24 protein-coding genes are annotated in these 24,152 nt (G+C 69.3%); 15 read left to right on the top strand and 9 right to left on the bottom strand.

What is annotated here, in order from left to right:
- Nucleotides 1-314: 314 nt before the first annotated feature.
- The 3 genes from D6850_RS15390 to D6850_RS15380 all read right to left on the bottom strand — a co-directional run bounded on the left by D6850_RS15390 (nucleotide 315) and on the right by D6850_RS15380 (nucleotide 3,501).
- Nucleotides 315-1,589 carry a bifunctional folylpolyglutamate synthase/dihydrofolate synthase gene (locus tag D6850_RS15390; RefSeq protein ID WP_121168504.1) on the bottom strand — a complete coding sequence of 425 codons (1,275 nt, stop codon included), beginning with the start codon at nucleotides 1,587-1,589 and terminating at the stop codon, nucleotides 315-317.
- Complete coding sequence (gene accD / locus D6850_RS15385) at nucleotides 1,586-2,551, bottom strand: acetyl-CoA carboxylase, carboxyltransferase subunit beta (RefSeq protein ID WP_121168503.1); 966 nt, start codon at nucleotides 2,549-2,551, stop codon at nucleotides 1,586-1,588. The genes D6850_RS15390 and accD overlap by 4 nt, the downstream gene beginning before the upstream one ends.
- A 62-nt stretch (nucleotides 2,552-2,613) precedes the next feature.
- Nucleotides 2,614-3,501, bottom strand: coding sequence for a CPBP family intramembrane glutamic endopeptidase (locus tag D6850_RS15380; protein ID WP_121168502.1), 888 nt, complete (start codon nucleotides 3,499-3,501; stop codon nucleotides 2,614-2,616).
- A gap of 138 nt (nucleotides 3,502-3,639) precedes the next feature.
- On the opposite strand from D6850_RS15380, the gene ilvD reads away from it, so the two are divergent.
- From ilvD to D6850_RS15360, 4 genes are all read left to right on the top strand, one after another.
- A complete protein-coding gene (ilvD, locus tag D6850_RS15375) occupies nucleotides 3,640-5,397 on the top strand; it encodes a dihydroxy-acid dehydratase (RefSeq protein ID WP_121168501.1) in 1,758 nt (585 codons plus the stop codon).
- Entirely contained in the window at nucleotides 5,397-6,062 is a 666-nt protein-coding gene (locus tag D6850_RS15370; protein WP_206019296.1) for a hypothetical protein, read from the top strand. Before ilvD ends, D6850_RS15370 begins: the two co-directional genes overlap by 1 nt.
- A gap of 61 nt (nucleotides 6,063-6,123) precedes the next feature.
- Nucleotides 6,124-6,894 (top strand): DUF6478 family protein, encoded by a 771-nt coding sequence (locus D6850_RS15365; RefSeq protein WP_121168500.1) that lies wholly within the window; start codon nucleotides 6,124-6,126, stop codon nucleotides 6,892-6,894.
- A 14-nt stretch (nucleotides 6,895-6,908) separates the two neighbouring features.
- The gene (locus D6850_RS15360) at nucleotides 6,909-7,286 is read left to right on the top strand and encodes a hypothetical protein (protein WP_121168499.1); all 378 of its coding nucleotides are present in this window, start codon (nucleotides 6,909-6,911) and stop codon (nucleotides 7,284-7,286) included.
- 22 nt (nucleotides 7,287-7,308) lie between these two features.
- Here the strand turns inward: D6850_RS15360 and D6850_RS15355 are convergent, their stop codons facing one another.
- Nucleotides 7,309-8,457 carry a DNA recombination protein RmuC gene (locus tag D6850_RS15355; protein WP_121168498.1) on the bottom strand — a complete coding sequence of 383 codons (1,149 nt, stop codon included), beginning with the start codon at nucleotides 8,455-8,457 and terminating at the stop codon, nucleotides 7,309-7,311.
- The gene (gene mutL / locus D6850_RS15350) at nucleotides 8,454-10,289 is read right to left on the bottom strand and encodes a DNA mismatch repair endonuclease MutL (protein WP_121168497.1); all 1,836 of its coding nucleotides are present in this window, start codon (nucleotides 10,287-10,289) and stop codon (nucleotides 8,454-8,456) included. The genes D6850_RS15355 and mutL overlap by 4 nt, the downstream gene beginning before the upstream one ends.
- Nucleotides 10,290-10,567: 278 nt before the next feature.
- On the opposite strand from mutL, the gene D6850_RS15345 reads away from it, so the two are divergent.
- Nucleotides 10,568-12,760 (top strand): transglycosylase domain-containing protein, encoded by a 2,193-nt coding sequence (locus D6850_RS15345; protein ID WP_121168496.1) that lies wholly within the window; start codon nucleotides 10,568-10,570, stop codon nucleotides 12,758-12,760.
- Between the two features lie 33 nt (nucleotides 12,761-12,793).
- Here D6850_RS15345 and D6850_RS15340 read toward each other — a convergent pair whose 3' ends face one another.
- Both D6850_RS15340 and D6850_RS15335 read right to left on the bottom strand, forming a co-directional pair.
- The gene (locus tag D6850_RS15340; RefSeq protein WP_121168495.1) at nucleotides 12,794-13,399 is read right to left on the bottom strand and encodes an MlaC/ttg2D family ABC transporter substrate-binding protein; all 606 of its coding nucleotides are present in this window, start codon (nucleotides 13,397-13,399) and stop codon (nucleotides 12,794-12,796) included.
- Entirely contained in the window at nucleotides 13,392-14,201 is an 810-nt protein-coding gene (locus D6850_RS15335) for an MlaA family lipoprotein (protein ID WP_121168494.1), read from the bottom strand. The genes D6850_RS15340 and D6850_RS15335 overlap by 8 nt, the downstream gene beginning before the upstream one ends.
- Nucleotides 14,202-14,487: 286 nt before the next feature.
- Here D6850_RS15335 and D6850_RS15330 point away from each other — a divergent pair, with 286 nt between their 5' ends.
- From D6850_RS15330 to D6850_RS15315, 4 genes are read left to right on the top strand one after another with little or no spacing between them, the layout of a single operon-like run.
- The gene (locus D6850_RS15330) at nucleotides 14,488-14,949 is read left to right on the top strand and encodes a RidA family protein (RefSeq protein ID WP_121168493.1); all 462 of its coding nucleotides are present in this window, start codon (nucleotides 14,488-14,490) and stop codon (nucleotides 14,947-14,949) included.
- Nucleotides 14,946-15,713 carry a glycerophosphodiester phosphodiesterase family protein gene (locus D6850_RS15325; RefSeq protein ID WP_121168492.1) on the top strand — a complete coding sequence of 256 codons (768 nt, stop codon included), beginning with the start codon at nucleotides 14,946-14,948 and terminating at the stop codon, nucleotides 15,711-15,713. The genes D6850_RS15330 and D6850_RS15325 overlap by 4 nt, the downstream gene beginning before the upstream one ends.
- A 46-nt stretch (nucleotides 15,714-15,759) precedes the next feature.
- Nucleotides 15,760-16,947 carry a GNAT family N-acetyltransferase gene (locus D6850_RS15320; protein WP_121168491.1) on the top strand — a complete coding sequence of 396 codons (1,188 nt, stop codon included), beginning with the start codon at nucleotides 15,760-15,762 and terminating at the stop codon, nucleotides 16,945-16,947.
- Nucleotides 16,944-17,240: a 4a-hydroxytetrahydrobiopterin dehydratase gene (locus D6850_RS15315; RefSeq protein WP_121168490.1), complete on the top strand. Its 297-nt coding sequence runs from the start codon at nucleotides 16,944-16,946 to the stop codon at nucleotides 17,238-17,240. Before D6850_RS15320 ends, D6850_RS15315 begins: the two co-directional genes overlap by 4 nt.
- Before the next feature lie 150 nt (nucleotides 17,241-17,390).
- Here the strand turns inward: D6850_RS15315 and D6850_RS15310 are convergent, their stop codons facing one another.
- Complete coding sequence (locus D6850_RS15310) at nucleotides 17,391-17,879, bottom strand: peroxiredoxin (protein WP_121168489.1); 489 nt, start codon at nucleotides 17,877-17,879, stop codon at nucleotides 17,391-17,393.
- An 86-nt stretch (nucleotides 17,880-17,965) separates the two neighbouring features.
- On the opposite strand from D6850_RS15310, the gene D6850_RS15305 reads away from it, so the two are divergent.
- The gene (locus D6850_RS15305; protein WP_121168488.1) at nucleotides 17,966-19,177 is read left to right on the top strand and encodes an NAD(P)/FAD-dependent oxidoreductase; all 1,212 of its coding nucleotides are present in this window, start codon (nucleotides 17,966-17,968) and stop codon (nucleotides 19,175-19,177) included.
- A complete protein-coding gene (rsmD, locus tag D6850_RS15300) occupies nucleotides 19,174-19,731 on the top strand; it encodes a 16S rRNA (guanine(966)-N(2))-methyltransferase RsmD (RefSeq protein ID WP_121168487.1) in 558 nt (185 codons plus the stop codon). Before D6850_RS15305 ends, rsmD begins: the two co-directional genes overlap by 4 nt.
- A gap of 55 nt (nucleotides 19,732-19,786) precedes the next feature.
- Here the strand turns inward: rsmD and D6850_RS15295 are convergent, their stop codons facing one another.
- Nucleotides 19,787-21,049: a glycerate kinase type-2 family protein gene (locus D6850_RS15295; protein ID WP_121168486.1), complete on the bottom strand. Its 1,263-nt coding sequence runs from the start codon at nucleotides 21,047-21,049 to the stop codon at nucleotides 19,787-19,789.
- Between the two features lie 107 nt (nucleotides 21,050-21,156).
- Between D6850_RS15295 and crcB the strand changes: the two genes are divergently transcribed.
- From crcB to D6850_RS15275, 4 genes are read left to right on the top strand one after another with little or no spacing between them, the layout of a single operon-like run.
- Nucleotides 21,157-21,534 carry a fluoride efflux transporter CrcB gene (gene crcB / locus D6850_RS15290; RefSeq protein WP_121168702.1) on the top strand — a complete coding sequence of 126 codons (378 nt, stop codon included), beginning with the start codon at nucleotides 21,157-21,159 and terminating at the stop codon, nucleotides 21,532-21,534.
- Nucleotides 21,531-22,580 (top strand): RluA family pseudouridine synthase, encoded by a 1,050-nt coding sequence (locus tag D6850_RS15285; protein WP_121168485.1) that lies wholly within the window; start codon nucleotides 21,531-21,533, stop codon nucleotides 22,578-22,580. The genes crcB and D6850_RS15285 overlap by 4 nt, the downstream gene beginning before the upstream one ends.
- Nucleotides 22,577-23,260 (top strand): HAD-IA family hydrolase, encoded by a 684-nt coding sequence (locus tag D6850_RS15280; protein ID WP_121168484.1) that lies wholly within the window; start codon nucleotides 22,577-22,579, stop codon nucleotides 23,258-23,260. Before D6850_RS15285 ends, D6850_RS15280 begins: the two co-directional genes overlap by 4 nt.
- On the top strand, nucleotides 23,257-23,973 hold the full coding sequence (locus D6850_RS15275) for an ATP12 family chaperone protein (protein WP_121168483.1): 717 nt from the start codon (nucleotides 23,257-23,259) through the stop codon (nucleotides 23,971-23,973). The genes D6850_RS15280 and D6850_RS15275 overlap by 4 nt, the downstream gene beginning before the upstream one ends.
- Nucleotides 23,974-24,152 lie beyond the last annotated feature (179 nt).

Below are 24,152 nucleotides of genomic sequence, written 5' to 3'. Positions count from 1 at the left end.
GTTGAACCGGCCCCTCAGTCACTCCTGCCATCGTGTTCCGTCTGCGGCGCTGCGGCCCCTCCCGGAGCGTCGGCGCGATCGGCGGCCGCTCCGCTTCGATTCTCCCCGTTGCCGGCGCCTGCGTGGCAGATCTGCAAGAGCTTGCTCCGGCTCATCGCGAAATCATGCGCGGGTCAGCGGCGAATGTTACGCATATATTGGATGGCGCGCGCGGATACGTCAACATGAAGTGTGCTCCCACCAGTTGTGGTGGGCATCTGCGGCCGGAAACCCGGGTCGTGTCCGAGGGCGCCGCGACCGGGCCTTTCGCCCGCTCAGCGGTTCTCGCGCAGGACATGCCCCGCAAGATAGAGCGAGCCGCAGATCAGCACCCGCGCGCGCGGCGCCTCCGCGATGATTCGCGCCAGCGCCTCGGATACCGAGGGCGCGCAATACGCGTTCAGGCCGAGCTGTTGCGCCGCCGCGGCGGTCTCTTCGGCGGGCAGGGTGTTGGCCTCACCCGGGATGGCGACCGCCGTGAGGCTCGCGGCCTGCGCGGCCAGCGGGCGCAGGTAGCCCGCGATGTCCTTGGTGTTGAGCATCCCGCAGATGAGATGCGTCGGACGGTTCGGCAGACTGGCGAGGTGCCGCCCCAGCGCCTGCCCGGCGGCGGCGTTGTGCCCCCCGTCGAGCCAGATCTCCGCCTGCGGCGCCGCCTCGGCCAGCGGGCCATGCGCAAGGCGCTGCATGCGCGCTGGCCAGACCGCCTCGGTCACGGCGGCGAGCGTCGCGGCCTCGCCCATGCCGAGGTGACGCAATGCCGCCAGCGCCGCGCCCGCGTTCTCGATCTGGTGCGCGCCGGGCAGGTTGGGCAGCGGCAGGTCGCACAGCCCGGTCTCGTCCTGAAAGGCGAGGCGGCCGTGTTCCTCGCTGGCGTGCCAGTGCTGTCCCTGCGCGATGAGCGGCGCGCCGAGCCGGGCGGCGGCGGCCTCGATCACCTCGAGCGCCTCTTCGGGCTGTGGCCCGACGACGCAGGGAACGCCACGCTTGAGGATTCCGGCCTTCTCGGCGGCGATCTGCGCCAGCGTGTCGCCCAGGTATTGCTGATGGTCGACGGAAACCGGCGTGATGACGGTGAGCGCGGGCCGCGCGATCACGTTGGTCGCGTCGAGCCGCCCGCCAAGCCCGACCTCGAGCAGCGTGTAATCCGCCGGCGTGCGCGCCATGGCCAGCAGCGCGGCGCAGGTGGTGATCTCGAAATAGGTGATCGGCTCTGGCCCGTTGGCGCGGTAGCATTCGTCGAGCACCTCCGCCAGCGCGTCCTCGGAGATCAGCGCGCCGGCGAGGCGGATACGCTCGTGGAATCGCGCCAGATGCGGCGAGGTATAGGCGTGCACGGTCTTTCCCGCGCCCTCCAGCCCCGCGCGCAGCATCGCGAGCGTGCTGCCCTTGCCGTTGGTTCCCGCGATATGGATCACCGGCGGCAGCGCCTCCTGCGGGTTGCCGAGCGCGTCGAGCAGCCGCCACACACGGTCGAGCGTGAGGTCGATGATCTTGGGGTGCAGCATCATCATCCGCTCGAGGATGACGTCCGAGGACGGCGCGCTCATTTGGCGGGCTTGGCCTGCGGTTCTGCTTCGGGCGGCTCCTCCGCCGTATCCGGCGTCTTTGCATCGCTCAGCTCGGACGGGTCGGGCGCGGGCAGATCGCCCGCCACCGCGGGCGACAGGCCGAGCAGCATCCGCGTGATCGAAATCAGCTCGTCGCGCAGCTGCGGGCGCGGCGTCACCCGGTCGAGCATCCCGTGATCGAGCAGGTATTCGGCCCGCTGGAACCCTTCGGGCAGCTTCTCGCGGATGGTCTGCTCGATCACCCTCGGCCCGGCAAAGCAGATGAGCGCGCCCGGCTCGGCGATCTGCACGTCGCCCAGCATCGCGTAGCTTGCCGTCACGCCGCCCGTGGTGGGATGCGTCAGCACCACGATATAGGGCAGCCCGGCCTCCTTGAGCATCTGCACCGCGACGGTGGTGCGCGGCATCTGCATCAGACTCAGGATGCCTTCCTGCATGCGAGCGCCGCCGGCGGCGGAAAACAGGATCAGCGGGCGTTTCAGCTTGACCGCCTCCTCGGCGGCCTTGATGATCGCGTTGCCCACATACATGCCCATCGAGCCGGCCATGAAGCTGAAATCCTGCGCCGCCGCGACGATGGACGTGCGCCCGATCTCGCCGGTGGCGACCAGCATCGCCTCCTTCTCGCCGGTGGCCTTCTGCGCCGCCTTCATCCGGTCGGGATACCGCTTCTGATCGCGAAAGTGCAGCGGATCGGGTTTCGGCGCGGGCACGGTCACTTCGGAGAACGCGCCGCCGTCGAACAGCGCCTTGAACCGATCGCGCGGGGCGATGTGCAGGTGATGCCCGCACGAGGTGCAGACGTTCAGGTTTTCCTTCAACTCGCGGTGAAACAGCATCGAGCCGCAGTCGTCGCACTTTGTCCACAGGTTCTCGGGCATCTCGCGGCGCGAGAAGATCGAGTTGATGCGCGGACGCATGTAGTTGGTGATCCAGTTCATGCCGTGCGGCCCTCCTGGGTAGCGGTTGGCCCTGAAATAAGGCGGGCGCGCGCGGATTGCAATCAGGCCCGCAGCGCCAACCGCGCGGCGAGCCAGCTGCAGAGCAGCATCATCATGTCGATCGGCGCCCAGGTTCGCATGATCGCCGTGTCATGCAGCGCGAAAGGGTATGTGTAGAGCGCCAGACCGTCAAAGCTCCCCTCCGGCGCGGCAAGCAGAATCGCGCTGAAATTGTTGGCGATGTGCAGCGCGATGGCGGGCCCCAGCGTGCCGCTGCGCGCGGTGAGATCCGCCGCCGCGAGGCCGAAGAGGAACGCCCACATCACCGCCAGCCAGGCGTTGTCGCCCATGTTGCCAGGCGCGTAATGCAGCGCCGCGAACAGCGCCGATGGCAGCCCCATCCAGACCAGCGGGCGCCGAAACCGCGCGGCAAGCTGGCTTTGCAGGTAGCCGCGGAACACGATTTCCTCGGTGCCGGTCTGGATCGCAAGGCCCAAGAGCGCGAGCGGCAAGAAGGCCAGCCAGGTCGGCAGCGCAAGATGCGGCCCCGGCGTCAGCGCCTCGGGCGCGGGCAGGGGCAGCACCGCGGCGGTCAGCAGGGCAAGCGCGACCAGCACGCGGCGGAATTGACGCCATGCCGGGCGGCTCGCGCCCAGCAGGCTCGACAGGGTGCGGGTATGCAGAACCGTCAGCACCACCCAGAGCGCGAGGATCACGAGGCCGAAGATATAGAGATTGGCCAGCGCCCCCCAGGGCGTCGAGGCGTCCTCGACCCCGCGCCCGTTCGCGCCCCAGGCCGAGTCGGGGAGCGCGACGGCGATGATCCGGCTGTAGAACAGCGACATCAGCAGGAACAGCGCCACGATCAGCGCGCACCCGGCCAGAAGCCGCCACGGCTCTTCGCTGCCGCGGGCCGGGGCGATCAGGAACTGATGGGGGCCATAGCGCATGCCGCAACGCTTTAGTGCGCGCGATTGCGCGGCGCAATCGGTTCTGCGCCATGCTGGCGCAAGGAGCCGACGCGCGCTTGCGCGCTGCGCGCCGCTCGCCTATGCCTTTGCGGGACAAGAGCATCGCGAGGCCAAGCCATGAAGAAATTCGACAAGTCCAGACTGCCCAGCCGCTACGTCACCGAAGGCCCCGAGCGCGCGCCGCACCGGTCCTACCTTTACGCGATGGGCCTTGGCGAAGAGGAAATTCATCAGCCGCTGGTCGGGGTCGCCACCTGCTGGAACGAGGCCGCGCCGTGCAACATCGCCCTCAACCGCCAGGCGCAGGCGGTCAAGATGGGCGTGAAACAGGCCTATGGCACGCCGCGCGAATTCACCACGATCACCGTCACCGACGGCATCGCGATGGGGCATGAGGGCATGCGCAGCAGCCTCGCCTCGCGCGAGGCGATCGCGGACACGGTGGAACTGACGATGCGCGGTCACGCCTATGACGCGCTGGTCGGGCTTGCCGGCTGCGACAAGAGCCTGCCGGGCATGATGATGGCGATGGTGCGGCTCAACACGCCGTCGGTCTTCATCTACGGCGGGTCGATCCTGCCGGGCAAGGCGCCCCAGGTCGACGAGATCCCCGAGGATTTCCGCACGCGCGACCTCACCGTTCAGGACATGTTCGAAGCGGTCGGCCGGCACCAGAACGGCACCATGTCCGAAGCCGCGCTCGAGATGCTCGAACGGGTCGCGTGCCCCAGCGCGGGCGCCTGCGGCGGGCAGTTCACCGCCAATACGATGGCCTGCGTGTCCGAGGCGATCGGCCTCGCGCTGATGAACAGCTCCGGCATGCCCGCCCCCTACGAGAGCCGCGACCAGTATGGCGAGGCGTCGGGGCGCGCTGTGATGACGCTTCTGGAAAAGAACATCCGCGCGCGCGACGTGGTCACGCTGAAATCCCTGCAAAACGCCGCGCGGGTCGTCGCCTGCACCGGCGGATCGACCAATGCCGGCCTGCACCTGCCCGCCATCGCGCACGAGGCCGGCATCGACTTCTTCCTCGACGACGTGTGCGAGATTTTCCGCGACACGCCCTATTTCGTCGACCTGAAACCGGGCGGGCAATACGTGGCCAAGGATCTCTTTGACGTGGGCGGCATCCCCGTGGTGATGAAGGAACTTCGCAAGGCCGGCCTCATCCACGAGGACTGCATCACCGCGAGCGGGCGCAGCATCGGCGAGGAGCTCGACCGCATCGACCGCGAGGCGGACGGCAAGGTGATCTATCCCATCGATGCGCCGCTGACCAAGACCGGCGGCGTCGTAGGGCTCAAGGGCAACCTCGCCCCCGAGGGCGCCATCGTGAAGGTTGCGGGCATCCCGTCGCAGAACCAGGTCTTCACCGGCCCCGCGCGGGTGTTCGAGTGCGAGGAAGAGGCGTTCGAAGCCGTCAAGGCGCGCAGCTACGAGGAGGGCGAGGTGATCGTCATCCGCAACGAAGGCCCCGCGGGCGGGCCGGGGATGCGCGAGATGCTGGCGACGACCGCCGCGCTTTCCGGTCAGGGCATGGGCAAGAAGATCGCGCTCATCACCGACGGGCGCTTCTCGGGCGCGACGCGGGGCTTCTGCGTCGGTCATGTCGGCCCCGAGGCGGCGCAGGGCGGGCCGATCGCGCTTCTGCGGAACGGCGACATGATCACCATCGACGCGATCAAGGGCGCGCTATCGGTCGATCTGTCCGACGATGAACTGGCCGCGCGCAAGGCCGAGTGGAAGGGCCCGCGCGAAACCATGTATTCCACCGGCGCGCTCTGGAAATACGCGCAGCTCGTGGGGGCGACCTACAAGGGCGCGGTGACCCATCCCGGCGCCGACGATGAGCGTCACATCTACATGGATATCTGATGCGCCGCTGGCCCGTCCCGCCCGTCCTCGCCCTTTTGGCGCTGACGGCCTGCGGCGACACTGGCGGCGATGAGGCGCTTGCCTCCGCCGGCTTCTATGGCGGGGCGGTCGTGGTGTCGGGGCCGGCGGGCTATTGCGTTGACAGGCGCACCGTGCGGCGGCGGGCTGGCGGGGGTTTCGCGTTGCTGACCACCTGCGCGGCGCTCAGTGATGAGGCCGCCCCGCCGGCCTCTCCCGCCGTCATCACCGTGTCGGTGCTGCCCTTCGACGCGACCGCGCGCCAGCCCAGGGCGTCAGAGATCGCCGCGCGTTTCGCCCCGGTCAAGCCGCTGGCGGCAAGGGACGGCAAGGGCATCGCGCTCTTGCATCTGCCGCAGGGCGGCGACCGCGGGGTGCCGGGGGGCGATCCGCGCTACTGGCGCGCGAGCATGGTCGTCGGCGGGCATCTCGTCGGCCTTGCCGCCTATGGCCGCCGCGGCAGCGCCGTGGCCGGGCCGGAAGGGGGCGCCCTGTTGCGCGACCTCGCCGCGCGCATCCGCGCCGCCAGCCCGCCAGCCGCGCCGCCCGCGGCGGCCGCTGATGATCCCGCGCGGACTGTGAGCGCGAAACCCCGGACGCGTGGCCTTCGCGGCATGTTTCCAGGATTGTTTCCGGAGGAGGGTTAATCTTCTGGAAGGGAGCGCCGAGGCAAGGTAGAAAACCGGAAGCGAGGAGGGGCGGACGAAGATGCGGGTGCGCAGCGCATTGATGGACTGGATCGTGCAGCGGCGCGCCGAACGTCGCTGGACCCGCGCCGCGCGGCAGGCGCCCGACATGACCGTGAGCGATCTGCGCCGCGAACGCTTCAAGGCGCGCAAACTGCTGCATTCCTTGAATGAACTGGTGGCCGTCGCCGACAACCGGCTGGCGTTGCCGATGATCGGCTCTAACGCCTTTTCCAAGCCGCACGGGACCGACTGGGCCTGGCGCCCGGCGCTCTGGTGCCTGCCGTTGCCCAGCCCCGGCATGTCCTCGGCGCAGAGCAAGTCAAAGCTGGGCGACGAACTGGTATTGTTTCACGATTGCGAACGCTCGGAGCTGACCTTGCGCCAGGTGCGCAACACGCGCGAGGCCGATCTCGCGCCCTACGGGCTGCGCATGGACGTGTTCAGCTTCGACGGGTCGTTCCTGTCGGTCGTGCTCGACCTGCCGGAAGGCGCGGTGGACGGACTGAAGAAGAAGCACCTGATCCGGCTCAACACCATCGTCGAGATGGAGAAGCCGCTCGAGATCTTCGCGCGGCTCAACATCAAGCACGGGCCGAACACCGAACAGATCGTGCGCGAACTGCCGCTGCACGAGGACGACATCGTGGTGGAATTCGACCTGGCCTATTCCAACCTCAACGAGAAACGGATCGAGCGCGCCTGGCTCGACCTCATCTTCGAGAACCCGGAGATGAGCCAGGTCACGCTCCGCGACGTCACGCTGAGCCGCCGCCAGCGCGCCGAGTTCTGAAAGGAGCGAGCGAGATGAGCGAATTCACCCTGACCAAGACCCGGCTCTTCGAGGGCGTCTGGGAAGGCATGCTCACCCACGAAGGCGAGGGCAACGCCCAGCCGAAGATCGAGGTCACGCACCTGAACGAACGGGTCAAGGGCGTCGAGGTGATCGAGAACGCCGACGCCGCCCACTGGGTCGTGCGGGTGCCGATCCCGGCGGAGATGATCGCCGACGGCGTGCAGACCTTTCTGATCCGCGACGCGCAGGCGGATACCGTGCTGGGCAATTTCGCGCTGATGTCGGGCGAGGCGCTGGCCTACGACATCCGCGCCGAGGTGACCTTGCTGCGCGAGGAGCTCGACATGCTGAAACGCGCGTTCCGGCGTCATTGCCTCGAGACGATGTAGCGGCGGATCGCCCGCCAAACGCCTACTCGCCCGCGGGCAGTTCGGGGATCGCGGGGTCCGATTCCGGCGCCAGTTCCTCGAAATCGAAATTGTCGAGCCGCCGTGCGCGTCGCCCTGCCTTGTCGGCGGAAATCTTGATCTCGGCGATATCCTTCGACGCCTGCCCGAAATGCCGGTCGAGGTTCTCCACCCGCGCGCCAAGCCGGTCCACATCGGCGAAGAGCAGCCCCAACTCGCGCCGGATGGCGCCCGCCTGTTCGCGCATCCGCGCGTCCTTGAGGATGGCGCGCATGGTGTTCAGCGTGGCCATGCAGGTGGTGGGCGAGACGATCCACACCTTCGCGGCGAACCCTTCGCGCACGAGGTCGGGAAAGTTGGCGTGCAGCTCCGCATAGACCGCCTCGGAGGGCAGGAACATCAGCGCGCCGTCGGCCGTCTCGCCGTCGAGGATGTAGCGTTCGGCGATGTCGCGGATATGCTTGCGCACCGAGGCGCGCAGGAACCGCGCGGCTTCGGCGGCCTCGGCGTCGGTCGCGGCGCGGCGCAGCGCCTCGTAGGCCTCGAGCGGGAACTTGCTGTCGATGCAGATCGGCCCCGGCGGGTTGGGCAGGTGGATGAGGCAATCGGCGCGCCTCCCGTTGGAGAGCGTCCGTTGCAGGCTGTAACTGTCCGAGGGCAGCGCCTTGAGCACGATGTCGTGCAACTGGATTTCACCGAACGCGCCGCGGGTCTGCTTGTTGCTGAGAATGTCCTGAAGCGTCAGCACGTCGCCCGAAAGCCGGGTGATGTTGGCCTGCGCCTTGTCGATGGTTTCCAGCCGCTGTTGCAGATCGCCAAGGCTCTGCGCGGTGCGCCGGGCCGAGCCGTGCAGGTTCTCGTTCATCCGCTCGCTCACCTCCAAGAGCCGCTTTTCCATGAGGTGCAGCATGTTGGTCTGCGCCGCCGACTGCGCCTCCGCGACATGGGTGAGCCCCCCGGCAAGCTGCTGCTGGCCGTCGCCGAGAGAGCGGAGCCGGCGCTCCATCAGCGCCACCTGCCGCGCCGAGCGGGACGCCGCGCGCACCGCGGCGATCAGCAGGAACAGCACCAGCACGACCGCCGCCAGCCCCGCGAGCGCGGCCAGCGCGCGGGGATCGTCGAGCGAAAGGGACGCGCCGCCGAGTTCGATCATCTGCGCCCGAAGAGCCGTTCGATATCGGAAAGCGCAAGCGACACGTAGGTCGGGCGCCCGTGGTTGCACTGGCCGGAATGCGGGGTCGCCTCCATCTCGCGCAACAGCGCGTTCATCTCGTCGGCCTGCATCCGGCGACCCGAGCGGACAGAGCCATGACAGGCCACCCGGCTCAGGATCGCGTCGATGCGGGTCGCGAGCGCGTCGCTGTCGCCGGCGTCGCGCAGTTCATCAACGATGTCGAGCACCAGCGCGCGCGCATCCACCGGCCCCAGCAAGGCGGGCGTTTCGCGCACCGCGACGGCGCCGCCGCCGAAGGGTTCGATCCCGAGGCCGAGCCGCGCGAGATCATCCGCCGCCCCGATCAGCGTGGCGCGCTCGTCCTCGGGCAGATCGACGATCTCGGGGATGAGCAGCGCTTGCGCCGCGACGCCGCTTTCCGCCATCTGGCGCTTGAGCCGCTCGTAGACCAGCCGTTCATGCGCGGCGTGCTGATCGACGATCACCATGCCGGCGGCGGTCTGGGCGATGATGTAGTTCTCGTGCAATTGCGCGCGGGCGGCGCCGAGGGGAAGATCCTGCGGCGCGGCTTCGGCAGGCGTCTCGTCCACCTCTGGCGAGCTGTCCTCGACCCGCGCGGCGTAGCTGCCCTGCATCTCGGCAAAGCCGGCGGGGCGCGGCATGGATGGCCGCCCGGCGCGGTCCATCTGGTAGATGCGCGCGCCGCCCGGATCGGGGCGGAAGGCGCCCAGCGTCGCGTCGGCCACGGTGCCCGAAGCGCGGTGGCCTTCCTCGGCCAGCGCGTGGCGCAGCCCCGATACGATCAGCCCGCGCGCGGCGCCTGGATCGCGAAAGCGGACCTCGGACTTGGCCGGGTGCACGTTCACGTCCACCAGCGCGGTGTCGCACTCGATGAAGAGGGCCGCCGCCGGGTGGCGGTCGCGGCTCAGCAGGTCGCGATATGCGGCGCGCAGCGCGCCGGTCAGCATCCGGTCGCGCACCGGGCGGCCGTTGACGAACAGATACTGCGCCAGCGCGGAGCCGCGCGAATAGGTCGGCAGGCCCGCGAAGCCGGTCATGCCCAGCCCGTCGCGCGCGGCGTCGATGCGAATCGCGTTGTCGGTGAATTCGCGCCCCATGATCCGCGCCAGTCGCGCGCTCATCGCGTCGAACAGATCGCCGCTCTCCGGGTCGGCGCGGAACACCGTGCGCCCCGCCCCGCCGCCCGAGACGTCGCGCAGGGTGAAGCCGACAAAGGGTTCGGCCATCGCCAGCCGCTTGACCACATCACCGATCGCCTGCGCCTCGGCCCGGTCGGTGCGCATGAACTTGAGCCGCGCGGGCGTGGCGTGAAACAGGTCGCGCAGCGTGACCACCGTGCCGCCGTTGAGCGCGGCGGGTTTGACCGCGCTCGCCGCGCCCCCCGTGACGTTCATCTCGGCGGCGTCCTCGCCCGCCGCGCGCGAGGCGAGGGTGAGCCGCCCGACCGCCCCCAGCGAGGCCAGCGCCTCGCCCCGGAACCCGAAGGTATGGATGGCGAGCAGGTCGGAGCCGTCCATCTTGGACGTGGCGTGACGCGCCAGCGCCAGCGGCAGGTCGTCCGGCGCGATGCCGCAGCCGTCATCGGTAACGCGGATCAGCGTCTTACCGCCGTCGCCGTAGGCCACGTCGATCCGCCGCGCGCCCGCGTCGATGGCATTCTCGACCAGCTCCTTGACGGCGCTCGCCGGCCGCTCGACCACTTCGCCGGCCGCGATGCGGTTGATCGCGGCCTCGTCCAGTTGGCGGATTTGCGGGCGGGGGTCGCCGATATTGGGTACGCTCTGGGCCATACCACAAGACCTAGCATGACTGCGGGCGATTCTGCCAGCCGGAACCGGCGGCGAAACACACCGGCGCCGGCGTTTTCGGCAGCGGGCGGAGTCGGGTATTCTTACCAGGTACCTACAGGAGCTGCGCGGAGCCGTGAATCGCGTGAGATTCCGGAATTCAGCTTTGCTGCGAAACGCGCTAGAACGCGGGCGGTTCAAGACGTCTCTACATTCCGTGCCGGGCGCGGTAATGTCGGGCAAAACGATGGCTAAGGCAGGGCCGGGCAGGCAGGACAGGCATGGCGAATTCAGGACGCAGGAAGCCGCCGCTGGTGGCGAACAAGCGCAGACCCAAGGCGAAAGCAAAGCCCAACCCGAAGACCGCGCGGCGGAAGGCGAAGCCCGCGGCGCGTCGCGCGCGAAAGCGCGGCAACCCGCTCACGCGCGGCGTGCTGGCGGTGCTGCGCTGGATCTGGCGCGTCGTGTGGGGGATCGGCTGGCGCGTCGCCTTTGTCGTGCTGCTGATCGTCGGGCTGGCCACGGGTTATGTCTATACCACCCTGCCGGATGTCGCGCAGTTGCTCGACGGGCGGGCGCGCGGATCGGTGACGCTCCTGGATCGCAACGGGGACGTGTTCGCCTGGCGGGGCGACCAGTTCGGCGGAACCGTCCGGGCCGAGACCGTGTCGCGCCACCTGCGCAACGCGGTCATCGCGACCGAGGACAAACGGTTCTACATGCACCCCGGCGTCGATCCCATCGGCATCGCCAGCGCCGTGCGCATCAACCTCAGCGAAGGGCGCGGGCCGCTCAGCGGGCATGGCGGGTCGACAATCACACAACAGACGGCCAAGCTGCTCTGCCTCGGCGTGAAATACGACGCCGACGACTGGGAGAGCGAAGCCGCCTACGTGCAGGACTGCCGCCAGACCTCGCTTTGGCGCAAGGCCAAGGAGGCGGTCTATGCGCTGGCGATGGAGGCCAAGTACACCAAGGCCGACATCCTGTCGATCTATCTCAACCGCGCCTACCTTGGCGGCGGCGCCTATGGCGCCGAGGCCGCCGCGCAGCGCTATTTCGGCAAATCGGCGTCAACCCTCAGCGTGGCGGAAAGCGCGATGCTGGCCGGGCTGCTGACCGCGCCCTCGACGCTGGCCCCCACCAGCAATATAGAGCGTTCGCAAAACCGCGCCGCGGTGGTGATCGGGCTGATGGCGGATCAGGGGTATCTGACGGACGCCGAACTGCGCGAAGCGCGCGCCAACCCCGCCGAACTGTCAGAGGCGGCCGAGGCGCAGGCGGGCGGTTACTTCGCCGACTGGGTGATGGCGTCCGGCCCCGAATTCTTTACCCGCGACACGACCGAGGACGTGATCATCCGCACCACGCTCGACCAGCGCATCCAGAAGGCGGCGGAAGACGCCATGCACGAGATCTTCGAGACCAAGGTGCGCGACGGGTCCAAGGCCCAGGCGGCGATCGTGGTGATGTCCGCCGACGGCGCCGTGCGCGGCATGGTCGGCGGGCGCGAAACCAAGGTTAGCGGCGCCTTCAACCGCGCCACGCAGGCCAGCCGGCAGACCGGATCGGCGTTCAAGCCCTTCGTCTACGCGACCGCGCTGGATCTGGGCTATTCCAGCCAGGCGACGGTGGTGGACGACCGCTACTGCATCGACATTCCCGGCTCGGGCCGCTGGTGCCCGGACAATTACGATCACAAGTATCACGGGCGGGTGACGCTCGCCCAGGCGCTCACGCATTCCTACAACATCCCGGCGGTGAAGGTGTCCGAAAGCGTCGGGCGCGACCTCGTCAGTCGCGTCGCGCGCGAATTCGGCATCAAGAGCGACCTCGCCGCCGGGCCGGCGCTGGCGCTGGGCGCGTCCGAGAGCACGCTGCTCGAGATGACGGGCGCGTATGCGGGCATCCTCAACGGGGGCTCCTCGGTGACGCCCTACGGGCTGGTCGAATTGCGGCTGCTGGGCCAGGACGAACCGCTGATGGGCGCCGGCGGCGGCATCGGCGAGCGGGTGATCCGCGAGGCGGCGGCGAAGGAACTGATCTGGATGATGCACCAGGTGATCGAGGCCGGCACCGGGCGGCGCGCGAAACTGTCGGATCGCGAGGCGGCGGGCAAGACCGGCACCACGCAGGCGGCGCGCGACGCCTGGTTCCTCGGCTTCACCGCCGATTACGTGACCGGCGTGTGGATGGGCTATGACGACAACACGCCGCTGACCGGGGTGACGGGCGGCGGGTTGCCGGCGGAAATCTGGCAGGAAACCATGAAGCGGGTCGAGGAGGGCATGCCGGTGAAACCGCTGCCGATGCTGCGCGTCCGGGAACGCCCCGCCGAGCCCGAGCCGCAAACCGCCTCGCCGCTCTACGAGGACGAGCGCCCGCGCCCCGGCCAGTCCACACCGCAGCCGCAGGGCGGGCGCGAGCGCGTGAACCCGATCGAGAACATCCTGCGCCGGTTGCTGGGCGGGTGAGCGGGTCGCGGCCCGCCATGGCCGCGACGCACCCTACCCGGCGGTTTTCAGGTCCTGGATCAGCGCGTCGATATTGCCGCGCCGCCGGTCCAGCATCGAGCCGATCTCGGTGCGTTCGCTCAGGCGCAGGCTGACGCCCTCGATCACCATGTCGAAGAACAGGTCCTTGCCCGACCGGTCCGATATGAGGAAGCGCACCTCGAAGGGCGCTGCGCCGGGGAGGTAGACGGTGGTGATGACTTCGTACCAGGACTTGACCTTGCGCACGCCGCGCACCTCGATGCGCCCGCCCTTGAACTCGTTGAAGCGCTTTCCGTACTTGCGCGCGATGTAGCCGCGGAACGCATTCGTGTAGGCGCGCATCTGCGCCGGGGTCGCGCGGCGGGAGTCCGCCCCGAGCGTCGATCGGGCGATGATGTTCACGTCGCCGTAGCGGCGAAAGATATGCTCGAACTGCGCGATCATCTGCGACAGCGGTCGGCCCGAGGCGATCACGGCGTTGATATCGCGCACGACCTGTTCGACCAGCGCCTTGGCGCGCGCCTCGGTCAGCGCCAGGGCCGGCGCTGCGGGCAGGCTGGCGGCCAGCGCGGCGGCGAGCCCGGTGACCAATGCGGTGCGGCGGGTGACGTCATTCATCGTAAGGGTCCTCGTAGGAGTCGCCCGGGCTGGTCTGGGCGCCCGAACCGGTGTCGTAGGGATCAAGATAGGCGTCGCTGCTACCCCTGCCTACCTTGAACCTGCGGTTTTGCAGGTAAAGCGAGCGGGACGCCGCGTAGCTGTCCGCGCTGTCGTAGAGCACCGAATCGATCGTCTCGCTGTAGCGTCCGCGCGTGGTCAGCGCCTTGGAGGCCGAAGCGGCCGTCGGGATGTAGGATTCCGGCGACTCGAGCGCGTATTTCAGCGGATTGGCGAACAGGTCCACCGTCCGTCCCACCGCGTCCCGCGTGGTCGACGGGCCCAGCAAGGGCAGTTCGATATAGGGGCCTTCATGCACCCCCCAGACATAGAGCGTCTGGCCGAAATCCGCGCCGCTCGGCGCGGGCATTTCCAGCTCGGTCGCCGTGTCGAAAAGCCCGCCCAGCCCGATCGTGCTGTTGACGAGGAAGCGGTAGAAATCCTCGCTGGCGCTCTTGCCGTTGCCTTGCAGGATGTTGTTCACGATGGCGACGGGAAGCGACATGTTATCGGCGAAATTGCCGATCACCATCTCGATATCGTCCGGCACCGCCGAGGAGTAGCCCTTGCCGGCGGAACGGATCAGGGTGCGGTCAAGGCTGCGGTTGAACGCATGCATCCGCCGGTTTTCCGCCTCGTAGGGGTCGTATGGCGCATCGCGGTTCAGCGCGGGGTCCGGCGCGCCGCACGCCGTCAGCACCAGCGCGCAGACGAACGCGAGCGCCGCCCTGGCGCGGCCCGTTCTGCTGGAGGGGGTCGGCATGTTCACGTGATCGAATTCCGGCCTTCTTCGGTGTCTCGTCGTTCAGGATATCGGGATATGCGGCCCGGAGCCCGAAAACACGGGATCACGGGCGCAGCCCGGCGCCCGTGGCCAGACCACGACCCGTCACTCGAACATGAAGCCGCCCAAACCACGCCCGCGAATTACAGTCTAACGCGATTTCATGCAAGCTTTAGGCGGGGCGCGCGGCAGATTCCGGTTTCCCTTTCGCGCGCCGCGGCGATAGCGTCCGGGCGACGTCACACTGCCGAAAGGAAAATGGATCATGAGCAAATTCGAGGACAAGCTGGCCGAACTGGGCATCACCCTGCCCGAGGCCCCCGCGCCGGCGGCCAATTACGTGCCCTTCGTGCAGAGCGGCAATCTGCTCTACGTCTCGGGGCAGATCTCCAAGGGCGAGGACGGGCTCATCACCGGCAAGCTGGGCGCCGACATGGACACCGAAGCGGGGGCGGCGGCGGCCCGGGTCTGCGCCATCGCGCTGCTGGCGCAGGTCAAGGCGGCGTGCGACGGCGATCTCGACCGGCTGAAACGGGTGGTCCGGCTGACGGGTTTCGTCAACTCCACGCCCGATTTCACCGAGCAGCCGCAGGTCATCAACGGCGCCTCCGACCTCATGGCCGAGGCGCTGGGCGATGTCGGCAAGCATGCCCGCGCCGCCGTGTCGGCGGCGTCGCTGCCGCTGGGCGTCGCGGTCGAGATCGACGGGATATTCGAACTCGCATGACCCCGCTGCCCGAGGCGCTGCGCGCCGTGCCGCTCGCGCATCGCGCGCTGCATGACAGGCAGGCGAGACGCCCCGAGAACTCGCGCGCCGCGATCCGCGCGGCGGTCGATGCCGGCTACGGGATCGAGATCGACCTGCAATGCACGCGCGACGGGCAGGCGGTGGTGTTCCACGACGACGCGCTCGACCGGCTCACCGGCCGGGCGGGCCGCGTGCAGGACATCTCCGCCGCCGAACTCGCGCGCCTGCCGCTGCTGGGCGGTGAGGACGGCGCGCCGGGTTTCGCCGAGGTGCTCGACATGGTGGGCGGACGCGTGCCGCTCCTGGTGGAACTGAAGGACCAGCAGGGCGCGATGGAGGGCAGCGACGAGAGGCTCGAGGCCGCCGTCGCCGCCGCCCTGCGGGGCTATGCGGGGCCGCTGGCGCTCATGTCCTTCAACCCGCACCAGGTGATTGCGCTGGCCCGGCTCTGCCCGGACGCGCCGCGCGGCATCGTGACCAGCGCCTACCGCGCGCGGGACTGGCCCGAGCTCACCAAGGCGACGCGCGACCGCCTGCGCGCCGTCCCCGATTACGCCGCGGCCGGCGCGTGTTTCATCAGCCACGAGGCCGACGACCTCGCCCGCCCCCGCGTGGCCGAACTCAAGGCGGAGGGCGCGGCGGTTCTCTGCTGGACGATCCGTTCCCCGCAGGAAGAGGCCGCCGCCCGTCGCGTCGCCGACAACATCACGTTTGAGGGCTACCTGCCGCCGCTCACGGCTTGATCCCGCGCCGGCGAGGCACAGATTGGGACGGACGGGGGAGGACGCATTGCCCAGCACGGAAATCACGGTCGAGACGCATGACACCCTCAGCGCCATCGCGGCTGCGGACTGGGACGCCTGCGCCTGCCCCGAGGCCGCACAGGGCGGGCGGGCGCGCGATCCCTTCACCACGCATCGCTTTCTCAAGGCGCTTGAGGACAGCGGCTCGGTCGGCGCCGGCAGCGGCTGGCAGCCGCTCTACCTGACCGCGCATACGGGCGGGCGGATGATCGCCTGCGCGCCGCTCTACGCGAAGGCGCACAGCCAGGGCGAATACATCTTCGATCACAACTGGGCGCACGCCTACGAACGCGCGGGCGGGCGGTATTACCCGAAATTGCAGATCGCCGTGCCCTTCACCCCTGCCACCGGGCGGCGGTTCCTCGTGCGCCCCGGCTTCGAAGAGATCGGGCGGCCCGCGCTGGCGCAGGGCGCGATGCAACTGGCGCAGCGCAACGGGCTGTCGTCGCTGCACGTGACCTTCTGCACCGAAGAGGAGGCGCGCGCGGGCGCGGATCTCGGCCTGCTGGCGCGCACCAGCCAGCAGTTCCACTGGCTGAACGACGGGTACGCGGATTTTGACGCCTTCCTCGCGCAGCTAAGCGCGCGCAAGCGCAAGAACATCCGCAAGGAGCGCCGCGCCGCGCAGGGGTTCGGCGGGCAGATCGTGGAACTGACCGGCGACGCGATCCGCGCCGAACACTGGGACGCGTTTTGGCGCTTCTACCAGGATACCGGCGCGCGCAAATGGGGCACGCCCTACCTCACGCGGGATTTCTTCGACATCGCGCAGGAGACGCTGCGCGACGATATCCTGCTCGTCCTTGCGATCCGCGAGGGCGCGCCGGTGGCCGGGGCGCTCAACATGATCGGGGCGCAGACGCTCTTTGGCCGCTACTGGGGCTGCATCGAGGATCACCCCTGCCTGCATTTCGAGCTCTGCTACTACCGCGCCATCGACTACGCCATCGCGCATGGCATGGCGCGCGTCGAGGCCGGCGCGCAGGGCGAACACAAGCTGGCGCGCGGATACATGCCGACGCCCACCCATTCGCTGCACTGGCTGGCCGACGCGGGTTTCAGGGACGCGGTCGAGCACTATCTCAAGGCGGAGCGGGACGCGGTCGAGGAGGATATCGACATCCTCACCGATCACGGACCGTTCCGCAAAACCACGCTGGAGGAGCCCCGATGACCGAGAAACTGAGCGACACCGCGCGCGACACCATGCTTGCCCCGCTGCTCGAGGGCGGCTGGGAGATGGTCGAGGGGCGCGACGCGATCACCCGCACCTTCAAGTTCGCCGATTTCGCCGATGCCTTCGGCTTCATGGCCCGCGCCGCGATCTGGGCCGAGAAATGGAACCACCACCCGGAATGGTCCAACGTCTACAACACGGTCAAGGTGACGCTCACCACCCATGACGTCGACGGGCTGAGCGCGCTGGACACCAAGCTCGCCCGCAAGATGGAATCGCTCGCGAGCTGAGTCGCGGGGCGCGCGAGGCGTGATCCGATAGAGCGCCTTGCGGCGCACAGGTTTCGGGGCAGGGGGCGCTGCCCCCTGGCGTTGAATTTGCAGGCGAGTTCAACGGACCCCCTGGGATATTCGAGACAGAAAGCAGCCCTGTGCGTTCCCTCAGATCGCCGCGAGCAGCGCCTCGCCGGCGGAGACCTCGCAGGCGCCGGGGTTTTCCTCGGCGTGCAGCAATGTGACCGCGCCATCCTCGACCAGCATCGCGTAGCGGCGCGAGCGGTCGATCAGGCCGGCGGGCGGGGCCGAGAAATCCATGCCGATCGCCTTGGTGAAACCCGCCTCGGGGTCGCCCAGCATGGTGATGCCCGCCGCGCTCGCGCCCGTGGCCTCGCCCCAGCTCTGCATCACGAAGGGGTCGTTCACGCTGAGGCAGATGACCTCGTCCACGCCCTTGGCGTCGAAATCCGCCTTGGTGCGTATGAAGCTTGGCACATGCGCGGAATGGCAGGTCGGGGTGTAGGCGCCGGGCACGGCGAAGATCACCACCTTGCGCCCTTTCAGGCGCTGGCCGAGGTCGACCGCCTCCGGCCCGTCCGTCCCCATGCCCGCCAGCGTCGCGTCGGGAAGTCTGTCGCCCTTGGAAATGCTCATTTTCGCTCCTGTCATGGAATTGCGTCTGCCTTGGTTCCGGATATAGGGTCCGAACCAGAGTCGACCATGAAACCAGGGGGGGCGCCATGTCCAGTGTTGTCGTCATCGGGGCGGGGCAGGCGGGATCGTCGCTTGTCGCGAAGCTGCGCAATGCGGGCTTTGAGGGGCCCGTCACCCTGATCGGGGCCGAACCCGCGCCGCCCTACCAGCGCCCGCCTCTGTCCAAGAAATACCTGCTGGGCGAGATGGCGCTCGAGCGGCTCTACCTGCGCCCCGAGAGTTTTTACGCCGAGAACGGCATCGATCTGCGCCTTGGCCGGCGGGTCGAGGCGATTGACCGGCAGGGCCGCGAGGTGCGCCTGGGCGACGAGGTCATCGCTTACAATCACCTCGTTCTCACCACCGGGTCGACGCCGCGCCGCCTGCCCGCCTCGATCGGGGGCAATCTGGCGGGCGTGTTCACCGTGCGCGACCTGGCCGACGTGGACGCGATGGCGCCGCGCTTTGAACCGGGCCGGCGCGTGCTGATCGTCGGCGGCGGCTATATCGGGCTCGAGGCGGCGGCGGTGGCGGCGAAGAAGGGTCTGGAGGTCACGCTGGTCGAGATGGCCGACCGCATCCTGCAACGGGTCGCGGCGCCGGAAACCTCGGACTATTTCCGCGCGCTGCACGCCGCGCATGGCGTCGACATCCGCGAGGGCGTCGGGCTCGACACGTTGCTGGGCGAGGACGTGGTGCGCGGAGCGCGGCTCAGCGACGGCAGCGAACTGGCGGTCGATTTCGTCATCGTCGGCGTCGGCATCGCACCCGCCACGCAACTGGCCGAACTGTCCGGGCTGACGATCGACAACGGCATCAGGGTGGACGCGCTGGGCCGGACCAGCGACCCGGACATCTGGGCGGCGGGCGATTGCGCGTCCTTCCCGCATGGGGGCGGGCGGATCCGGCTGGAGAGCGTGCCCAACGCCATCGACATGGGCGAATGCGTGGCGGACAACATCATGGGCGCGGGGCGTGAATACGTCGCGCAGCCGTGGTTTTGGTCGGACCAGTATGACGTGAAGTTGCAGATCGCCGGCCTCAACACCGGCTATGACCGGATCGTGACCCGCCCGGGCGACGGCGAGGGCGCGGTGTCCTACTGGTATTACCGCGGCCCGCGATTGCTCGCGGTCGACGCGATGAACGAGCCGCGCGCCTACATGGTCGGCAAGCGGCTGATCGAGGCCGGGAAATCGCCCGACCCCTCGGTGGTGGCCGATCCGGGCGTCGAGCTCAAGTCGCTGCTGCGCGGGTGAGGATCATCGCCGGGGCCAATCGCGGGCGCAGGCTCGCCTCGGTGGGCAAGGGCGACGCGGCGGCGGCGCTGCGCCCCACCGGCGACCGGGTGCGCGAGAGCCTGTTCAACGTGCTGCGCAGTCATGACCTGCCCTCGAATGAGACCCGTGTGCTCGACCTTTTCGCCGGGACCGGGGCGCTGGGCCTCGAGGCGCTCTCGCGCGGGGCGGCCGGCGCGGTCTTTGTCGAAAACGGTCGCAAGGCGCTGGCGCTGCTCGGGCAGAACATCGCGCTGTGCCGCGCCGAAGGCGTCGCGCGCGTGCTGCGCCGCGACGCGCGCCGCATCGGCAGGGTGGAGGGCGCGCCCTGCGGTCTGGTCTTTCTCGATCCCCCCTATGGGCGGGATTTGGGCGAAGCGGCGCTGGCGGCGGCGATGGCGGGCGGCTGGATCGCCCCCGGCGCGCTGATCGCGTGGGAGGAAGGCGCCGAGATAACGCCGCCCATGGGTTGCGAGATGCTGGACGAACGCCGCTACGGGGAGACGCGCATCACGCTTCTGCGCGCGCCGGGCTAGAATTCTCTTTATCAAAAGAGAATTCACAAGACTTTTCCCTGAAAAGTCTTGGGCCTCAAGCCGGGGGGTGAACCAGGATCGCGCGGAAATCGTTCACGTTGGTCAGCGTCGGCCCCGTCACCACCTGCCCGTCCACCGCGGCGAAGAACCCGTGCGCGTCGTTGCGCGCGAGCGCCGCTTCGGGATCGATGCCACGGGCGCGGGCGCGCTCCGGCAGGTCGGGGCCGAACGCGGCGCCCGCCACCTCGGCCGCGCCATCGACGCCGTCGGTGTCGCAGGCCAGCGCATGGATGCCCGGCGCGCCTTGCAGCGCGATCCCGAGCGCCAGCGCGTATTCCGCGTTCGGCCCGCCGGTGCCGTCGCCGGTTCGCGTGACGGTCAGCTCACCGCCGGAAAGCAGCAGCACCGGCGCGTCCTCCGCCGCCATCCCGGCCTGCGTCTCGAGCGCGAGCGCCGCATGCGCGCGCGCCACCTCGCGCGCCTCCCCCTCGAGCGCGTCGCCGAGGATGCGCGCCTCGATCCCGTCCTCGCGCGCGAGTTCTGCCGCCGCCGCCAGCGATTGCGCGGGCGCGGCGAAGATCACGTTCTCGACCCCGCCGAGGCGCGGATCCGAGGGGGCGAGAGGATCGCCGCCCGCGCGCAGGAAGGCGGTGACCGAATCCGGCGCCTTGACGCTCCAGCGGTCGAGCGCGGCGAGCGCGCCGGCGGCGTCGCCGGCCTGCCCCACGGTCGGGCCGCTGGCGATATCGCCGGGATCGTCCCCCGGCACGTCCGAGATCATCAGCGCCAGCATCCGCGCCGGCCACGCGGCGGCGGCCAGTCTGCCGCCCTTCACCTGGCTGATCTGCTTGCGGATGGCGTTGAGCGTCCCGATGGGGGCGCCGCTGGCCAGCAGAGCGTCGGTAAGCGCCTGTTTCTCGGCCAGCGTGATGTCGCCCGCGGGCGCTGTCAGCAGGGCCGATCCGCCGCCTGAGATGAGCGCGAGCACGAAATCCCCCTCGCCCAGCCCCTCGAGCAGCGCCAGCATCCGCGCGGTCGCTTCGGCTCCGGCGGCGTCGGGGATCGGGTGCGCCGCCTCGACGATCTCGATCCCCGCGGTTGGCCGGCCATAGCCGTAGCGGGTGATGATCAGCCCCTCGCAGGGGCCCCAAGCGGCTTCGACCGCCTCGGCCATGCGCGCGGACGCCTTGCCCGCGCCCACGACCACGACCCGGCCATCGGGGCGGGGCGGCAGCACGCGGGCGAGACTCTGCATCGGGTCGGCGACCGCGACGGCGCGTTCGAACAGGCGGTGGAGGAGAGCGGGGGCGTCTTGCATGGGTATGGCATCCTACTTGTCGGGCGCGGGCATGCTACAGGCCGCGGCGGGCGGGCGTAAGGGGGGGCGTCTTGACAATGGCAGGGCGGCGCGCGACAGACGCGGCCATGTTCTTGACCTTTCTCCAGGTGGCGCTCGGCGGCGCGCTGGGCGCGATGGCGCGCTTTGGCGTCGGGCTGTCGCTCGCCCGCCTGGGCGAGCCGGGCTTCCCGGTGGCGATCCTCGCGGTCAATGTTCTCGGCTCCTTCGTAATGGGCGTTTTCGCCGTGCTGTCATGGGAACGGGGGCTGGCGCATCTCGCGCCCTTCGTGATGACCGGGATGCTGGGCGGGTTCACCACCTTCTCGGCCTTCTCGCTCGAGACCTTCACGCTGATCGAGCGCGGCCAGATCTTCGCCGCGCTGGTCTACGTGGCGCTGTCGGTGCTGGGCTCGATCGCCGCGCTCATGCTGGCGATCTGGATCACGCGGGGTCTCGGGACGTGAGCGGCGTGCAGATCCTCCATGTCGCGCGCGACGAGGGCGACCAGCGGCTCGACCGCTGGCTGCGCCGCCGCTTTCCGCATCTAAGCCAGGGCCGGATCGAGAAGATGTGCCGCAAGGGCGAGCTGCGCGTCGAAGGCGGGCGGGTGAAGCCCGCGACGCGCCTCGCGGTCGGTCAGGCGGTGCGCGTTCCGCCGCTGCCCGACCCGAAAGAGGCCGCCGCGCGCGGCCGCGCGCAGATCACGGATGCGGACGCGAAGATGATCCGCGCATGCGTGATCTACCGCGACGATCACGTGATCGCCCTCGACAAGCCGCCGGGCCTGCCGGTGCAGGGCGGCTCGAAACAGGCGCGCCACGTCGACGAGCTGGCCGAGGCGCTGCGCTTCGGCTTGGATGAGAAGCCGCGCCTCGTGCACCGGCTGGACAAGGACACGTCGGGCGTGCTGGTCCTGGCGCGCACCCGCGCCGCGGCGAAGGGGCTGACGGCCGCCTTCCGCCACCGCGGCACGCGCAAGATCTACTGGGCCGCGCTCGCCGGCGTGCCCAGCCCGCGCATGGGCACCGTGCGCTACGGGCTGGTCAAGGCGCCCGGCCACGGCGCGAAGGGGGAGGGTGAGAAGATGCACTGCATCCATCCCCGCGACGTCGACGCCACGCCGGGCGCGAAACACGCAACCACCGATTACGCCGTGCTCGAGGCGGCGGGCAGCCGCACCGCCTGGGCGGCGCTCGCGCCCATCACCGGACGCACCCACCAATTGCGCGCGCACATGGCCGAACTGGGCCATCCGATCATCGGCGACGGCAAATATGGCGGGTCGGGGCAGGAGAACCTCGGCGACGGCTGGGGCGCGCAACTGGGCGGGGAGTTGTCGAAGAAGCTGCACCTGCACGCCCGCAGCCTGATAATCGAACACCCCGTCACCCGCGCCATGCTGCACCTGACCGCGCCGCTGCCGCCGCACATGGCGCATACGTGGGATCTGTTCCAGTGGTCCGCCGCCGACGCGCCGGCCGACCCCTTCGCCGACGAGGCGGAGACATGAGCGCGCCGCCGCGTCTCATCCTCTTTGACGTGGACGGCACGCTGGTGGACAGCCAGGGCGACATCGTCGCGGCGATGACCCATGCGTTCGGCGCGGTCGGCCTGCCGGCGCCTGCGCGGGCCGATATCCTCGGCATCGTGGGCCTGTCGCTTCCCGTCGCGATGGCGCGGCTCGCGCCCGAACTGGATGCGGCCGCGCATGGCCGGATGGTCGAGGGCTACAAGGACGCCTACATGGACCTGCGCGCGCTGGCGGGCGCTGCGCAATCCTCGCCGCTCTATCCCGGCGCGCGCGAGGTTCTGGAAACCCTCGCCGCCGCGCCCGACGTCCTTCTCGGCGTGGCGACCGGCAAATCGCGCCGCGGCCTCGACAAACTGCTCGAGGCGCATGACCTGCGTGACCTCTTCGTCACCCAGCAGGTGGCCGATTTCCACCCCTCCAAGCCGCATCCCGCGATGATCCTCGCCGCGCTGGCCGAGACCGGGATCGCGGCCCGCGACGCGGTGATGATCGGGGATACGAGCTTTGACATGGACATGGCGCAAGCGGCGGGCGTGCGCGGCATCGGCGTCGGCTGGGGCTATCATCCGCGCAGCGCGCTAAGCGCGGCGTCGGCGTTCATCGCCGCCTTCGCCGAATTGCCCCCGCTTCTCGACAGCCTGTGGGAGAGCGTGACATGAGCGAATGGAAATCCCGGCGCTTCTGGACCCGCGCCGAAGTCGCGCGCGCGAAGGGCGGCCATACCATCGAGCTGGATGGCCGCCCGGTGCGCACGCCGCTGAAATCGGCGCTGATCGTCCCCACCCGCGCGATGGCCGAGGCGATCGCCGCCGAATGGGACGCGCAGGAAGAGGTGATCGCGCCGCTCAGCATGCCGGTGACGCGCTCGGCCAATTCCGCCATCGACAAGGTCGCGCCGCAACGCGCCGCAGTGGCCGACATGCTCGCGGATTATGGCGATGCGGACCTGCTCTGCTATCGCGCCGCGGCGCCCGCCGAACTGGTCGCGCAGCAGGCCGCCGCGTGGGATCCGCTGCTCGACTGGGCTGATTCGGAACTGGGGGCGCGGCTCGGGCCGCGAACCGGCGTGATGCATGAACCGCAAGACCCCGCCGCGTTGCGGAAACTGCGCGCGGAGGTGCATGCGCTCGATGATTTCGCGCTGACCGCGCTGCACGACCTGGTGAGCCTGTCCGGTTCTCTCGTGATCGGGATCGCCGCCATGCGGGACGCGCAGGATATCAAGACACTTTGGGAAATCTCCCGCCTCGACGAGAACTGGCAAATCTCGATCTGGGGCGAGGACGAAGAGGCGGCGCAGGCCGCGGCGCACAAGGCTGAGGCATTTTTGCATGCAAAGCGGTTTTTCGACCTTGGCCGGGTTGCAACCTGACGCTTCGCGCTAACCTTACGCGAGGTCAGGCGCGCGCGTGAATCGCCACTTTTCGTGACGCGACCCTTGACCTTTGAGAATGAATCCATCCACACTCGGCTCCGCTGAGGGGGGACAAACCCTCTTACGTTTCACCCCGGCCTCTCCTTGAGGCCGCGCAAACCGCCCTGTCATAGTGG

This window comes from Roseovarius spongiae (assembly GCF_003651245.1).
GTDB classification, from domain to species: domain Bacteria; phylum Pseudomonadota; class Alphaproteobacteria; order Rhodobacterales; family Rhodobacteraceae; genus Roseovarius; species Roseovarius spongiae.
Note: the sequence above shows the minus strand (reverse complement) of the source record. Positions and strands in the feature narration are given on the sequence as shown.